Source organism: Empedobacter tilapiae (genome assembly GCF_004785645.1).
GTDB lineage: Bacteria > Bacteroidota > Bacteroidia > Flavobacteriales > Weeksellaceae > Empedobacter > Empedobacter tilapiae.
The window spans coordinates 1-15941 of the sequence record NZ_SRPE01000019.1 but is presented as its reverse complement, the minus strand read 5'-3'; the positions used below and the strand labels follow the sequence as shown (position 1 = coordinate 15941).

The following is a 15941-nucleotide window of genomic DNA, read 5'->3' as shown; positions in this document are numbered from 1 at the left end:
TATGAAACATTTATTATTAATACCAAGTCTATTTATTATTTTTTCATGTACTAATGATGACGATTCAATACCTGTAAAACCAAATCCAGAATCTAATAAGGAAGAAATTTATAAGTTTTCTAATAATTATAATATTTTAGATTTAAAATATTATAAAGGCACTGATGGAAATGAATATACAAAGGAAGCAGATACTTTTTTTAAAAAACAATGGTCTTTTTATAATGATCCATCAATAAAAATCATTCACTTAAAAAAAGATTCGATTATTATTAATGAAAATCTTTCTATACAAAAGTATAAGTATACGAAAGATGGAAATAACATTTTAATTGAGAAAGATCGTAAAAAAATTATCTTAGGATATGTAGATCAAACAAATAAATCCTTAAATATTTACAAAAATTTTCAAAGTTCATTAATTATAAGCAATAAAGAAACAAATGAAATCTTATACTCAAAAGGTATTAATTATGGTAAAATAACTTATAATGATATGTTTCCATTATTTATTTCATCACCTAAAGTACTAACTTCTAAAGATGAGTTTGTTTTTTGGTGCAACATTGAATATACATTTACAAAATAGAACTTAAACTAATTCATATATATCTTTTATGTAAATAAAAATAAAAACTTTTTTGTGTAACTTTATAGTTATATGATAAGCATATTTTTTATAGCATAAAAGTCTACTAAACCCAAAGCATATACTTTGGGTTTATTTAATAAATACTATAGTATTTATTATTTTAAAATTATGTTAGATAGATATTGCAAATTTAAAAGTAGATATATGCTAAATATTGTTTGTCAAATAAGTATCTTTTTCTATTTAGCAACAGTATTTCTACTTAATTTAAAATGATTAGCTAATTGAGAATTGTTTAAATTATGTGTTTTCTGATAATCTAATATTAATAAAATTTCCTTTTTCGAATAAGATTTGAATTTTTGATTTACTTCAATATTTTTATTGTGTTCATCTTCGAAAATCAATTTATTTAATTCTATAGTATCAAGTATAAATAAAGTTTTTTTATTCAGTATTTCTTGACAAACTGATTTTTTTGAAGGATAATGATCATTTATAATATCAGTATAAAGTGTTTTGTAGTTTACTTTGGTTTTCATTGGTTTGAGTTTAAAAAGCTACTAATCACTAAAAAACAATTAGCAGCTAATGGTTTATTAGAATAGGTTAATAGTAATTAGATAGTACACTTTTATGCTAACATTATTCTTCTTAATAGGAATCTTAGAAAAATAGACTACTTAACTTTTATGAATTAAATCAATATTATTCTTCTTTTATAATATAAATCAATAAACTAAAAAGGACTAATTTTGCGAAAAATAAAATTTAATTTATATGAAGAAAACTCTACTCTCAGTTTTCTGTTTATTTTCTATGTATACTATTTTAGCACAACAAGATGTGTTGTGGGAAAAATCTATAGGAGGAGAACAGGCAGAATATCTTTACAATGCTATTTCTACACCCGATTATGGTTTCTTGATTTTAGGTAGTTCAGCATCTAATGCAACAGGAGATATCCAGAAGAAAAATCAAGGAAGTTTAGATTATTTTATCTGGAAAATGGATGAAAATGGTAAACAAGAATGGCAAAACTCGTTTGGCGGGAATGGTTCAGATTTTTTATATGCCGCCCAATCCACTTCTGATGGTGGCTATGTTTTAGCAGGAGCTTCTACATCTTCTAAATCTGGTGATAAAGTGAGTGAAAACCAAGGAAACGAAGATATTTGGGCTATAAAAATAGATGCACAAGGAAAAATACAGTGGCAAAATTCGTTTGGCGGAAATGGGAATGATATTCCTGTAGATATTATTCGAACAAAGGATAAAGGATATTTAATTGCTGCTAATTCTAATTCAACGCCTTCTTCCTACAAAAAGAGCGAAAATTTTGGAGGAAATGATTATTATATCATCAAGCTAAATGAAAAAGGAGAAATCCTTTGGGAAAAAACATTTGGAGGTTCTTTTGATGATCAAATCAAATCGGTTATAGAAACGAAAGATGGTTTTATTTTAGTAGGTAATTCGAATTCTCCTATAAGTGGAAATAAAACGATAGATCAAACATCTAATGGAACTTGGATTGTTCAGATTAATCAAAAAGGTGAAATAATTTCAGAGCAAAATTTAAATTTGAATACAGACAATCAATTGATTTCTTTTCAAGAAAATAAGAATGGTTATTTGTTTTCAATTCTAGAAAAGGTTGAAAATAAGTTAAAACCAAAGGTTATTCATACCGATTTTAACTTTCAAACTCAGAAAATAACCGAATTGGAAATAGAGAATGATTTGTCTATTACAGAAATCAAATTGATTGACAATAAATACCTTTTTACAGCGAATAAAATCTCTACGTTAGAACAGTTAAAATCTAACAATCATTCAATAGAAAGCTATTATATCGCTAAAACTTTTGATGAAAATGGTTCAGAAATTTGGAAGAAACAATTTGGAGAAGAAGGATTCAATTACCTTGAAAAAGCGATTACAACACGTGATGGTTCAGTTATTTTATTTGGAAACTCAACACAAGAAGATAAAGGGAGTAATGGACAATCCGATTTTTATTTAGTGAAATTAGGTGATAAATCTTCTACAGAAAAACGTACCTATATCGAAGCCTATCCAAATCCTACGCGTGATATTGTGAATGTTTTAATCAACAAAGAGTTTGAAAAAGCAACGATTGAAGTTTACAATTTAACAGGACAATATTTGCAAACCAAAGAGGTGAAATACCGTTCAACACCTATTTCGTTGAGTAATTATCCAGCTGGTGTTTACATCCTAAAAATCAACACTGACAACCAGACAGAATCTATTAAAATTATTAAAAAGTAATTATGAAGAAAAATGTAGTGCTACTTGCTTTGTTAGCTTTTTTAGTTGGGATTAAAAATTATGGTCAAGATACTAATATAATACCTATACCTACTACTCCTGATGCTTATGCTCTTTCTAAAATAACTGATCTTGAAGTTGACTATTTTAGAGGACAAGCAAATATTTCTATTCCTATTCATTCAATCAATATCGATGGAGTAAATATTCCTATTAACCTATCTTATAACACATCAGGAATTAAATTAAATGAAGTAGCTAGTAGTGTAGGATTAGGTTGGTCTTTAAATATAACTGGTTCTATTAACCAAGATATAAAAGGACAAAATGATTTTAAAACTCCTCTCTATTCAAAAGATTTCAATGATTATGACGCTCTAAATGGAGGCTTAGCTCCTATAGCAGAGAATTCAGGATTAAGAGTGAAAGTAGGAGAAATATTAGAAGGAATATATGACACCAAACCCGATTTGTTTTCCTATAATCTACCTACTTCATCTGGTAGCTTTATAAAAGATGATAAAAAAGGCATCCCTATCCCTTATAATAATGATCAGATAGTATTTAATCCTGACAATACTATAGATATTACAGATTCAGCTGGTAATAAATATTTATTTGCCAAGAAGAATATTGTATTTACTGATAATTCCGCAGAGGGAAATTTATTTAAAGTAACTGAAATCATTACTCCTAATAATAAAAAAATAAATTTCTTTTATAATAAGGATTTTGGATATAATGACTTACTTGTTTATGAAAAAGCTCATTTACGTAAAATTCAACAGATTAATCAGCGAGAACAACTTCGTATTCCTTATGAATGTGAAGAAAAAAATACTGCAAACACAGAAAAATTAATTTCTAAAATAGAAACTGAAACTGAAGATATTTTTTTCACTTATTCCAATGATACACCAAGTTTATATATAAATGGAAATCCTAATCGTATCGATATAGATGGTTTAGGTATAGCTTTAAGAAAGATTATTGTTAAAGATAAACAATTAAAGATTATTAAAGAATATACTTTCAATTATGAATATTTTTCAAATAATAATACCCCAAAAACACCAGAAGATTACCGTTTAAAACTTGTCAATGTATATAATAATCTTGACAACACATATCATAAATTTGAATACAATGAAACCTATCAATTTCCTAGAAGGAATTCTTTTAATGATGATCATTGGGGGTATATCAATAGCTTAAATAATACAGGAAAGTCCAATATACCTTTAACTATAAACTATGGTATTCAATATAACCAAGATGATTTTGTCCGAATTAATAATAAACGTGATCGAAGTCCTAATTCTATATACACTCAAATAGGAAGTTTATCTAAAATAACCTATCCTACTGGAGGATATAAAGTATTTAAGTACGAAAACCCCATAGGAGAAGAAACGAAAACTGCATCAGGATATTATGGACACCGTACCTATAAAACACTTGAATTCAACAGCGAAGGTTATTCCGAAGGAACACTTCAGTTTACATACCAAGATTTGATCGAAATATCTAAATTAGCACCAGATGCTGAACCATATATAGAGTATAATTTTGATAATACTTGTAAGAATAATGATACAACTCCTAATCATATTCAAGAAACAATGTGTTTTGGATACCTAAATAGTCAAGGAAAAAGAATAGACGGTTTTGATGGTCCTCCCAAAATGGGAACAATATATGGTGATCTAACTAGACTATTTGAAGGTGGTGTACAACTATTAGATACCAGTCCTGAACCATGTCGTTGTTCTATTCCTTTAAAATTAAAGTATAAGTACATGATTATGTTTAGCACGATTCCTACCTATCCTGGATTAAGAATCAAAAGTATCTCAGATTATAATGCTAATTCTACATTAGAAAACAAAAGAGAGTTTAAATATGGTAAATATGAAGATGATGAATTTAAACCCTTTGCTTATTTAGATAAACCGATTCTTTATTTGAATATAGCCCCTAAATTTAAAGATAAACTTTATTTTGACCAACAAGAAAGTTTTGATATAGAAGAAATCATAACAATACATAATAGTAACCAATCAGCAAACGTCTATGGTTCTTCTAAAGGTATTGCCTATCCTTATGTTATTGAATATTCAAAAGGAGGAAGTACTGAATATGAATTCAGTCTTAATAATTATTATAATTTATCTAATGTTTTTTCTCTTATTAATAGCGACTATAGCGATTGGAAAGATGGTCTTTTATTAAATAAAAAAATAAAAGATGAAAAATCTAACCTATTAGAAGAATCTAATTTTAAGTATAATTTTAATGAATTAAGAAATGATTTAACTACTTTTAATACAGGAATGAATGCCCAAAAAACTGCTGTTTCTTTTAGCGTTAACCTAGATATTGCTCCAAAATCTTTACAATATTCTCCTTTACCTGATGATAAAACATATTTCATAAAAAAGACCATGAATTGGATTAATTCTGCTTCTATTGAAAACATTAGTGTAAACAATAAAAAATATTTCAATAATTCATCTTATGTTGAAGAAAATACCTCAAATATTTATTCAAATAAACCAAATTATTTTTATCTAAATTCTAAAACCACTCAAAATAGTAAAGGCGAAACCCTAACGACAGAATATCAATATCCACCAGATTTGGTAGGGCAAGAATATTATATGAAAGAGTTGACAGATGCTAATCGTATTGCAGAACCAGTCATTGTGAAACAAAGTGTTGATGGAGTATATATTTCAGAAGTTCATAATCAGTATAATCTATTCAACGGAATTATCCAAAAGTTAGCTATACATCAAAAAAAAGGATCAAATGTATTTGACGGAAATAATAACCGCAAAATCACTTACGACAGCTATGATGAAAAAGGTAATCTAACACAATATACTCCAGAAAACGGTATTCAAGTTTCTATTATTTGGGGATACAATGGTCAATATCCAGTAGCTAAGATTGAAGGTTCAACGTTTGCAAATGCTACAAGTAAATTAGCAAATTATCTAACTAAAATACAAAGCGGAACCTTGACTGCTGCTGAACAATCGACTATTCGAACATTAATTCCTGATGCGATGATAACAACCTATACGTACAAACCACTTGTTGGTGTAACAAGTATTACAGGACCAAATGGACAGACAGAATATTACAACTATGATGCTGCTAATCGTTTGCAAGATATCAGAAATGATAAACAAGAGGTTTTAAAAACATTCCAGTACAACTACAAACAACCTTAAGCTCAAGCGAAATGAAACACTTTTATAAAAATTTTATATACGGTACGCTTCTAACTATAGGAGGTGGTAGTGTATATGCACAAACATCTACAGAGAATTACATTAAAACAGTTGAATGTTTAGAAACAGATTGTTCTAAGAAGAAAGAAACAATTGTTTATTTTGATGGTTTAGGACGCGAAAAACAAATTCTACAAGTAGGCGGTTCTCCTACTGGAAAAACGATTGTAACCCCATTTGAATATGATGGTTTTGGACGTCAAGCCAAAGAATATTTACCATTTCCAATAACATCAGCAGCTAACACTATTGTCAGTTCTTCAGCTAATGGAAATTCGTTTTATTCTACATTAACAGGGGATACAACACCATTCTCTGAGAAAACGTTTGAGAACTCTCCACTGAATCGAGTAATAGCACAAGCTGCGCCAGGGAATTCTTGGAAAAAAGGTGCACACGAAATAAGATTTGGTTATGATACGAATGTAGATGGAGAAGTTTACAAATTTGGCGTAGACAATCCAACTACCAATCCAACTTTAACGTTAAATAGCACCTATCAAAAAGGTGTGTTATATAAAACTGTGACAACAGATGAGAATGGTCAACCAATACAAGAATTTAAAGATAAAGAAGGGAGAGTCGTTCTGAAAAGAATTAATATTCCCGCAATTAGTGGAAATTCTTCTGGCAATCATGATACATATTATGTGTATGATATTTATGGTAATTTAACTTTTGTTCTTCCTCCTAAATTAATTGATACTGATCATGGAAATATAATTTCTTATAGAAATAATCTTGCTGAATTAGGCTACCAGTATTTTTATGATGAAAAAAACAGATTAGTAGAAAAACAACTTCCGGGCAAAGGAAGAGAGTTTATGGTGTATGATAACCAAGATCGTTTAACCTTACAACAAGATATCAATCAACGAACGGCGGTTGAAAAAGGATGGACTTTCTTTAAATACGATAAGTTTGGACGAATGGTGTATTCAGGTTTCTTTAAAAATACAGCCTCACGAGGTTCAATGCAAACCGCGTTGAACAATAAAAAAACTCCTAATAATGAGGAAAGAGTATCGTCTGTATTTGCTAATAATGGACAGAGTATTTATTATACCAATGCACAATTTCCAAATGGAAGCTTAATAGTTCAATCTGTTAATTATTACGATCATTATCAAAATTTAGGAGTTACACCTTCGTCTATAGATAATCAAAATGTAATTGGAGCTGATGATACAAAAACCAAAGGTTTAGCTGTAGCGAGTTATATAAATGTTTTGGGAGAAACAACGTGGAACAAATCCTATACATATTATGATGCTAAATATATACGTCCTATAGCTTCACATTTAGATAATTATTTAGGAGGTTATCAAACAACAGCTTCTGTTTTAGATTTTAGAGGTAAAGTTAAAAATACCGTAACCAAACATATGTTAGCGGAATACATAAGTAATGAAATTACAATAAAAGAAGAATTTGATTATTATCCCAATGAATTGTTGAAGTATCAAACTCATCAGATCAATAATAATCCAAAGGAATATATTGTTCAGAACTCTTACAACGAGATTAATCAATTGACTTCGAAAAAAGTAGGAAACACCAATTCGTCTACGCCTTTACAAAAAGTGGATTATAAGTATAATATTCGTGGATGGTTAACGGATATCAATAATATTGATGTAACGGAAACAGGAACGTATAAAGATTTGTTTTCATTTCGTTTAAATTATGATAAAGTAACTCGTTTGACATGGGAACCTCAAAGATTCAAACCTTTGTACAATGGTAATATTAATGAAGCTATTTGGAAAGCCTCGGACAATATCATCAGAAGTTATAATTATCAATATGATAATCTTAATCGATTAAGAGAAGGTACTTATATCAAAGGTGCTAATCAGATAGTTAATGCTTATAATGAAATTATCAAGGGGTACGATAAGAATGGGAATATTATTGGAATAACTCGTTCAGGTGAGCAGGATATCTCTAACAATATGGTTTGGATAGATGATACGAATTATACCTATCAAGCGAACTCAAATAAATTGCTGGCTGTAACGGATAATCCCGGGTACAAAGATGTAGGTTTTATAGATGGAAATACTTCGGGGAACGATTACGCCTATGATGCTAATGGAAATTTAATTCAAGATTTAAACAAAGGAATTACGAAGATTTCGTATAATTCCTTAAGTTTACCTACGGAAGTTCTTTGGATAAATGGGGATAAGATCAGCTATGCATATGATGCTAGCGGTGTAAAATTAGCAAAGTATGTACAGAAGAATCTGCTATCAAATGTTGAGACGACCTATTATATGAATGGTTTTCAATATTCTCAAGAAGCAGGAAAAGGAAATCAGTCAGTTTTACAATTTTTTCCAACAGCAGAAGGTTATGTAAATGTAACAAACGGAACAGCGTTTAACTATGTCTACAATTACACCGACCATTTGGGTAATGTCCGATTGAGCTACCAGAAGAATACTGATGGAACACTAAAAATATTAGAAGAAAACAACTATTATCCATTTGGATTAAAACATAGTGGATATAACAATACTAATCTTGCGAATACTAACTATAAGTACAAATATAATGGGAAAGAATTGCAAGACGATTTTAATATTAATTTGTATGATTATGGTGCACGAAATTACGATCCAACAATAGGTCGTTGGTTTAATATTGATCCGCTTGCGGAGAAGTATTATGGGATAACACCATATTCTTTTGCTTTAAACTCTCCTATTTTATATACAGACCCTAATGGTAAAGAAATAATTATAGCATGGGATAGGGATGAAGAAGGAAATATTAATGGAATAAATATTTCAGTCAAGGGAAAAGTTATTGATAATACTTCAAAAGGTTTATCCGATAAACAGATGCAAAGAATTAATGGAAGAATAGTAAATTCCTTAGTTGGAAAAATAACATATTCAGGAGATTCTAAAGATGATAAATTTGGAATCAATATAACAGCAGATATAACAGTGGCAAATGATGAGTCTGAAATAGCTAGTAACGATCATGTTTATAGAATTGTTGACGATATAGGAAGTTTAAAAGGAGAAGAATTGTCTGATGATGAAAAAGTTATGGGTTTTGCTGCAAGGGGACAGAATTATATTTATTTAGATAAAAATTTCGATGGAACCACTGCGGCACATGAAACATTCCACTCAGCAGGATTAAAACATATTAAAGATGAAATGCAATCTGGTACATTTGGTAAACCTATAAAAAAGATTGGAAACCATTTTCAAAGCTTTTCAACTAATGATTATTCAGGTAATCTTATGCATCAACAGAGAGATCTAAATAAATTTGGGACTTCAAATCAAGGAAATAAGCTAACCAAGTGGCAATTAACAATGATTGAGTCTTTATATTCTAATAAGAAGTTAAATAGAGGAAAACAGAAAACAGATGATTAATAAATTAAGTATAATAATATTGTTAATATTATCATCATGTGCTGTCAACAATAACATGGATAATAAATTTATGATTCGATTTGCAAGTTGCTTCAACTCAGATAAAGTTTCTTTATATATAAATGAACAAGTAATATTTAAAAATTTAGTTATTAAAACAGATGATGAATTGGATTTAACTCCAATAAGAGTTATTTATTTCTCTGATAATACCATAAAAGTTTATAACAAAAAGGATATCTTATATAGCAATAAGATAGATTTAGATAAAGAAATTTCATTATATATTGAGAAAAATAATAAAATTCAAAAAAAAACAATTTCATTATCAAAAGGGAAAAGGTTTGTAATTGATGGTTGCAATAATGATATACAAATAAATCAATTTTCAAATAAAATTGTTTATGAATAAAGGACAATATTGCAAAAATATTGTTGTCTTGCAACATATTAATCATTCAGGCTAAAACAAAAGGTAGGCTCAGGTCTACCTTTTGTTATTTTATAAAGAAGTCTATAAATTCTGTAAACGGGACTATTTTCTTAAATTTACCTACGGAAGTTCTTTGGGGAAATGGGGATAAGATTAGTTATGTGTATGATGCTAGCGGTGTAAAATTAGCAAAGTATGTACAGAAGAATCTGTTATCAAATGCTGAGACGACCTATTATTTGAATGGTTTTCAGTATTCTCAAGCAGCAGGAAAAGGAAATCAGTCAGTTTTACAATTTTTTCCAACAGCAGAAGGGTATGTGAATGTAACAGGTGGTACAGCTTTTAATTATGTGTACAATTACACCGATCATTTTGATTCATGAATGAAAGCTTTGATAAAGCTTTTCATGAAATGACCCGAGCGAAGCGAGTGTACGATTGAGCTACCAAAAGGAAAGTAATGGTGCACTAAAAGTATTAGAAGAAAACAATTACTATCCGTTTGGGTTAAAGCATAAGGGATACAACAATACTAATCTTGCAAATACTAACTATAAGTACAAATACCAAGGGCAAGAGTTACAAGACGAACTTGGCTTAGGATGGTACTCTTTTAAATACAGAAATTATGACCCTGCTATTGGGAGATTCTTCAATGTAGATCCTCTTTCTGAAAAATACGCTTATCAATCTCATTATAATTTTGCTGAAAATAAATTAGGCTCTGGTAGAGAATTAGAAGGTTTAGAGCTAGGTCCTATGTTAGGAATATTTTATTCTGAAGCAACATTAACTCTTGGTACCGCTCAAACAGGTTATTACGCATCAGCTGGTTCAAGTTTTTCGACGACTATGACAGCTACAAGTGCGGGATTAACTAGTGCTTCAGGTACTGTTGGTGCATCTATCTCTACAACAGGTATTCCTTTAGACCAAACGATACAATTACAAGAAGCCACAATTTCAAGTTCTTCTAAAGGAAATTTATGGGATAGAATAGTAGATGGTGTAACATCAATTGGAAAGAGTATTGGTCGAATATTTAACAATGATTCAAATACTGCTTCTGAGACAATCAACACTGAATCCTCTAAGACTAATACAGGTAGAGGAAGTAATAATAGAACAGCTTCTGATGAAGCAGAAGGTGATCATTCTGTAATTAATGAAAGAGGAAATACTACTTATAGAGTCAACCAAAATAACCCTAATAAAAACTCGAAAGGAAAAGGATTCGAAACAGAAAAAAGGGTAGATTACCAAGGTAATTCTCACAAAAATAAAAACGGAGAAAGTATTCCTACTCCTCATGTTCAAGAAAAAGGTAATGTTAGACCTGCTATCCCAGGCGAGGATATGCCTAAAAATTTAAATTAAAATGATTGATTGGCTACAAAATTGGTATGAATCTCAATGTGATGGAGATTGGGAGCATTATTATGGGATTAAAATAGAAACTTTAGATAACCCTGGATGGGATATTTCTGTAGATATAAACAATTATATTGTAGCAGATATTTCTTGGTCTATATATGGAGATTTTAATTCTAAGTGGATTGGATTTAAAATAAAAGATAGTAAGTTTAATGGATCTTGTGATCCAACTTCTTTTAAAATATTATTAGAAGTTTTAAAAGAAATCATAGATTATCAAACTAATAATCCTAAGGAGTTTAAAAAATATTTTTAATGGTACTGTTCCAAACGTGTTATTATTACACAACGTATAATTCACAATAACACAAAAGGCGAACTATGGTTTGCCTTTTGTTATTTTATAAAGTTGCTACATTTTTAAGGTATAATTTCTTAAATTTACCAACAGAAGTTCTTTGAGAGTAGAGTGTTAAAAAATGTTTTGTAAACATTTTTAGCGAACGAGCCAGATTGTCGCGGAGGAGATAAGATTAACTATGTGTACAATTACACGGATCATTTTGATTCATGAGTGAAAAGCTTTGATAAAGCTTTTCGTGAAATGACCCGAGCAAAGCGAGTGTACGTTTAAGCTACCAAAAAGAAGCAAATGGTACGCTAAAAGTATTGGAAGAAAACAACTATTATCCATTTGGGTTAAAACATAGTGGATACAACAATACCAATCTTGCGAATACTAACTATAAGTACAAATACCAAGGGCAAGAGTTACAAGACGAGCTTGGATTAGGATGGTACTCTTTTAAATACAGAAATTATGATCCTGCTATTGGTAGATTCTTTAATGTTGACCCTCTTTCTGAGAAATACGCTTATCAATCTCATTACAATTTTCAAGAAAATAAAATGGGATCCGGAGTTGAACTAGAAGGATTAGAGCTTCAATTGGCACCTTATTTATTAGAAGCATTAGCTGCTTCTGGCGCAGGAGGGGTAGTTCTAGGAACTGCACATACACAAAACTCTGGAGCACAAGTTCCAGAAATTTTAACAATTAGCTTAAGTGAAACTATAATAATTGGTACTGCATCTACTGTATATAGTATCAATAATGAGTTTAATCAAAATTCTGGAAAAAGTATTTTTGGGAAAATCATTTCAGGTATAGCTTCTGGTTTAAATGCTGCATGGAATATATTAAATAATGATTCTAAAAATGAAGCAGATAATAAATCAACTGAAACAACATCTGGTGCAGAAACAGAAGCAACAAACGAACAATCTAAAGCTGAGCAAAGAGCGGCTAAATTAAGCCTAAAACCAAGAGATGGAATGGATTTCACTAAAGCTGGAAAAGAAGCTGTAATAGATGTAAATAAAGAAAAAAATGGAGGGAAAACTGTTTGTGTTGGTTGTAAAACAGAAACTGTACCTGCTAAAAAATCAGAGAAAGGTGTAACTCCTCCTAAAAATGAAACTCAAGTAGACCATATTATAAGGAAAAGAGAAGGAGGAAGTGGAACTCCAGATAATGGTCAAGTTTTATGTAGAGGGTGTAACCTTAAAAAGCATTAAAGATATATGAAAAATAAAGTAATTATTACTTATTACGATTTAGAAGATAATTTATCTGAAGAAACTTTATGGATTGATTCCCTTGGGAACAATCTTTACCAAATTAAAAACATCCCATTTTTCGCTCCAAATATTGCATATAATGACATAATAAAGGTTGAAGATGATGAAGGAGTTCTATACTTTGAAGAGATTATAAAAACATCTGGAAATAGTACAATACAGATTGTTTTTTTTAAAGATGAATTTGTAGAAAATACAACAAAAGAAATAGAATCTTTTGGATGCTCTTGGGAAGGAATGCATAATCAAAAAATTTTAGCAATTGATGTTCCTTTTAATGTTAATTATACTAAAGTTAAAGAATATTTAGATACTTTGTTTGATACAAATATTTTGGATTATAGAGAGGCTTGTCTTTCAGATATTCACTCTAAACAAATAAATTAAATATAGGGGTAGTGTTCCAGATGTGTTGTTTTTACACAACGTATTAATTCACAATAACACAAAAGGCAAACCTCGGTTTGCCTTTTGTTATTTTATAAAGTTCTCTCAATTCATATTGTTTAACGCAAAAAATATTACACCTAAATAAAGCTGTGTTTTAACCTATCTTCTTCGACAATCCTTCGACCGTTGTTCGACTGTTGTTCGACAAAACATACTTTTTCTCGAACCATTGTCGAAGGACACTCGAACAAACCTCGAATAAATAGACTATTTTGTTATTATAAAATATAGATGACAATATAAGAAGTATACATTGTTGTGTAAAGTGTTTTTAGAATGTGTAATAATGTAAATTAGTATTCAATAGATAGTAAGATTTACTTCTACTTTACAGCATTAATATTTATTACTTTACTGATGGGGTGCAAGAAAGAGGAGGTGCAAATTAATGAATTATGTCTGTATAAACTGGAAAGCACATTGCAAACCAATGATTCTTTACTACAAAAATTATCTAAAACGCAATAATAAATTAACGAAAGTTTAATAAATAAAAGCGACATTAAGAGTCTTTTATATGTTTACTAATTTGAAAAAATCATATAATTTAATCTCACGAGCTTCGCAAATTCGTAAAATTGTTTTTAAGCTTATATTATAATTTTCATCTTCCTTAATTAACCTTACAGTTTTTTCATCAATACCATGTGAAGTAGCAAAAGACAAATTACTTTGATCTTTAGATAACCAATTGTCCCTGATAAACTCTACTATTTTTCTATTTTTATCATTCATTTAAACAAATGAAAGAGTTATTTAAAAAAAAAATTCGGATTTATATCCGAATATTAAATAATATTATTATATTTGTTTTCAGATAGTTAAAAAATAAAAGTATTTATTACTTTGATCTCGCATTAGAAAACTGGTAATTTTTGTAGCAACGAGAAAAAATAAGTAGTTTTGCTCACGACCTAGGCGTGGGCTCTCTTGTTGTTGCGCGGTATACCAGTACCTCTAATGCTTTAAGATGAGCTCCACGCCTTTTTTGTTTTGGTCGTTTCTTCCATAACAATCGCATTGGACTTCATACGATATACTTGGTTTAATTCCTCTACAAATCAAGTAAAATACTCTCTCTAAAAATATGTGTTTCGGATAAAGAAATGCACAGACGGTTATTCGATTCTAATAGTAGATGTTAGCTATTAGTATTGAGATTTTAGAATTGTAAAATGTAGTATTTATGATGTATAGTGTAAAATGTAAAAAGTAGTATGTATTCAGATTAAGGATGAGGTTTTGAGATGAGTTCAGAATGACAACGAGATGAGGTTCTGAACATAATTACGATAATAAGAAAATGATTATTTGTTCATTTTTTATTCATGAGTTATTATTATTTCAAATGAATTCATATGCCCTACGAGGAACCTTGATGAAAAAACATTTGAGATTAAGAATTTGAAATTAAAAGGAGAAGCTCCAGTGGAGCTTAGGTAAAAATTGTTACAAGTTGATTAATAATTATATGTTCATTTTTGTCTTGACACAAAAACGAACCAAAAAAGTCAAGTCTATGCTTACAAGTCGGTCAATAATGGCTATTCGCTAAATGCTTTAAATCATTCGCATATAAAATGCGAACAGTAAATCATTTTTAACGCTCCTTACGCCGAATTGACACTCGACTTTTCAGCAATGACGGTTTTGGAATTCGTTCTTGAAAGAGATAACGAATTTGAATATTGAAAAAGGATGAATAAACTGGCATTAAAACTCTCACGTTAAGAAAATGGTTAAATGGAGCGTTAAAAAGGTTTTAGCCCGTAGGGTTTGTAAAATCTTTAGTGGAATGAGAACATTTTTAGTAGAGAGGTTTACAGCCAAGTCTTTTTTCGTTAGTTTTTTTGACTAAAAAAAGTGACAAAATATTCTTTGATACCTCGAAATGACAGAAAAGAAAAGGACATTTCGATACAATTTTCTTTTTCTATGAAACGAAAATCTCTCAATGTGGCAATAAAAAAGAATAAATGTAAAACTTAATAAATAAACCACCCTTATTATGCTAGAAAAAGAAATTGAATTATTAAAAAAAGGTGATCCCATAGCTTTGGATCAAATTTATGTAAGACATAAAAGGTTACTTTTTTGGATTGGTAAACAAATAGTTGATGATGAATTTGTAGTAGAATGTTTGGTACAAGATGTGTTTCTGAAATTATGGGAATATTGTGAGAAAATTGAATCTCCTGATCATATCTTTTTCTTTTTGAAACTTGTAATGAAACACAGTTGCTATTCGCATTATCGTAAACCGAAGAATAAGTTTTTTAGGAGCGTGAGTTCGCTAGAAAGTTATGAGAATTATCAAAGTTATTTGGCTGGATATGATCCCGCAGATAATATTCAAAACCTAATCGACCATGATAGACAACAGCACTATTTTGATGAAATTATAAAAGTATTACCCCTATTAAGTGTTGAAAGAAAACATTTGATTGAACTCT

At 29.6% G+C, this 15941-nt stretch carries 13 protein-coding genes; 11 read left to right on the top strand and 2 right to left on the bottom strand.

Features of this window, described 5'->3' with window-relative positions; genetic code table 11:
* The first annotated feature begins 1 nt into the window (after window position 1).
* A complete protein-coding gene (locus E4J94_RS17275) occupies window positions 2-589 on the top strand; it encodes a hypothetical protein (protein WP_135837027.1) in 588 nt (195 codons plus the stop codon).
* Between the two features lie 242 nt (window positions 590-831).
* Here the strand turns inward: E4J94_RS17275 and E4J94_RS17270 are convergent, their stop codons facing one another.
* Entirely contained in the window at window positions 832-1134 is a 303-nt protein-coding gene (locus E4J94_RS17270; protein ID WP_135837026.1) for a helix-turn-helix domain-containing protein, read from the bottom strand.
* A 238-nt stretch (window positions 1135-1372) separates the two neighbouring features.
* Here E4J94_RS17270 and E4J94_RS17265 point away from each other — a divergent pair, with 238 nt between their 5' ends.
* From E4J94_RS17265 to E4J94_RS17225, 9 genes are all read left to right on the top strand, one after another.
* Entirely contained in the window at window positions 1373-2887 is a 1515-nt protein-coding gene (locus tag E4J94_RS17265; protein WP_246034370.1) for a T9SS type A sorting domain-containing protein, read from the top strand.
* Between the two features lie 2 nt (window positions 2888-2889).
* Window positions 2890-6126: a hypothetical protein gene (locus E4J94_RS17260; protein ID WP_135837025.1), complete on the top strand. Its 3237-nt coding sequence runs from the start codon at window positions 2890-2892 to the stop codon at window positions 6124-6126.
* Between the two features lie 11 nt (window positions 6127-6137).
* Window positions 6138-9587: a DUF6443 domain-containing protein gene (locus tag E4J94_RS17255; protein WP_221411308.1), complete on the top strand. Its 3450-nt coding sequence runs from the start codon at window positions 6138-6140 to the stop codon at window positions 9585-9587.
* Complete coding sequence (locus E4J94_RS17250) at window positions 9580-9999, top strand: hypothetical protein (RefSeq protein WP_135837024.1); 420 nt, start codon at window positions 9580-9582, stop codon at window positions 9997-9999. The genes E4J94_RS17255 and E4J94_RS17250 overlap by 8 nt, the downstream gene beginning before the upstream one ends.
* 23 nt (window positions 10000-10022) lie before the next feature.
* Window positions 10023-10406 carry a hypothetical protein gene (locus E4J94_RS17245; protein ID WP_135837023.1) on the top strand — a complete coding sequence of 128 codons (384 nt, stop codon included), beginning with the start codon at window positions 10023-10025 and terminating at the stop codon, window positions 10404-10406.
* A gap of 55 nt (window positions 10407-10461) precedes the next feature.
* Window positions 10462-11400, top strand: coding sequence for an RHS repeat-associated core domain-containing protein (locus E4J94_RS17240; RefSeq protein WP_135837022.1), 939 nt, complete (start codon window positions 10462-10464; stop codon window positions 11398-11400).
* A gap of 1 nt (window position 11401) precedes the next feature.
* Window positions 11402-11713, top strand: a complete 312-nt coding sequence (locus E4J94_RS17235; RefSeq protein ID WP_135837021.1) for an immunity 53 family protein — start codon at window positions 11402-11404, stop codon at window positions 11711-11713.
* Window positions 11714-12066: 353 nt separating this feature from the next.
* Entirely contained in the window at window positions 12067-12975 is a 909-nt protein-coding gene (locus tag E4J94_RS17230; RefSeq protein ID WP_221411307.1) for an RHS repeat-associated core domain-containing protein, read from the top strand.
* A 6-nt stretch (window positions 12976-12981) separates the two neighbouring features.
* Window positions 12982-13425, top strand: coding sequence for a DUF4265 domain-containing protein (locus E4J94_RS17225; RefSeq protein WP_135837020.1), 444 nt, complete (start codon window positions 12982-12984; stop codon window positions 13423-13425).
* Window positions 13426-14001: 576 nt separating this feature from the next.
* On the opposite strand, the gene E4J94_RS17220 is transcribed toward E4J94_RS17225, so the two are convergent.
* Window positions 14002-14223 (bottom strand): helix-turn-helix domain-containing protein, encoded by a 222-nt coding sequence (locus tag E4J94_RS17220; protein WP_135837019.1) that lies wholly within the window; start codon window positions 14221-14223, stop codon window positions 14002-14004.
* Window positions 14224-15496: 1273 nt separating this feature from the next.
* On the opposite strand from E4J94_RS17220, the gene E4J94_RS17215 reads away from it, so the two are divergent.
* Window positions 15497-15941: RNA polymerase sigma factor (locus tag E4J94_RS17215; RefSeq protein ID WP_135837018.1), on the top strand; the 445-nt coding region annotated here is incomplete at its 3' end.

Coding starts and splice junctions, on each gene's coding strand:
- E4J94_RS17260 (WP_135837025.1), top strand. CDS start 2,890: ATGAAGAAAAATGTAGTGCTACTTGCTTTGTTAGCTTTTTTAGTTGGG.
- E4J94_RS17220 (WP_135837019.1), bottom strand. CDS start 14,223: ATGAATGATAAAAATAGAAAAATAGTAGAGTTTATCAGGGACAATTGG.
- E4J94_RS17250 (WP_135837024.1), top strand. CDS start 9,580: ATGATTAATAAATTAAGTATAATAATATTGTTAATATTATCATCATGT.
- E4J94_RS17235 (WP_135837021.1), top strand. CDS start 11,402: ATGATTGATTGGCTACAAAATTGGTATGAATCTCAATGTGATGGAGAT.
- E4J94_RS17255 (WP_221411308.1), top strand. CDS start 6,138: ATGAAACACTTTTATAAAAATTTTATATACGGTACGCTTCTAACTATA.
- E4J94_RS17265 (WP_246034370.1), top strand. CDS start 1,373: ATGAAGAAAACTCTACTCTCAGTTTTCTGTTTATTTTCTATGTATACT.
- E4J94_RS17225 (WP_135837020.1), top strand. CDS start 12,982: ATGAAAAATAAAGTAATTATTACTTATTACGATTTAGAAGATAATTTA.
- E4J94_RS17270 (WP_135837026.1), bottom strand. CDS start 1,134: ATGAAAACCAAAGTAAACTACAAAACACTTTATACTGATATTATAAAT.
- E4J94_RS17275 (WP_135837027.1), top strand. CDS start 2: ATGAAACATTTATTATTAATACCAAGTCTATTTATTATTTTTTCATGT.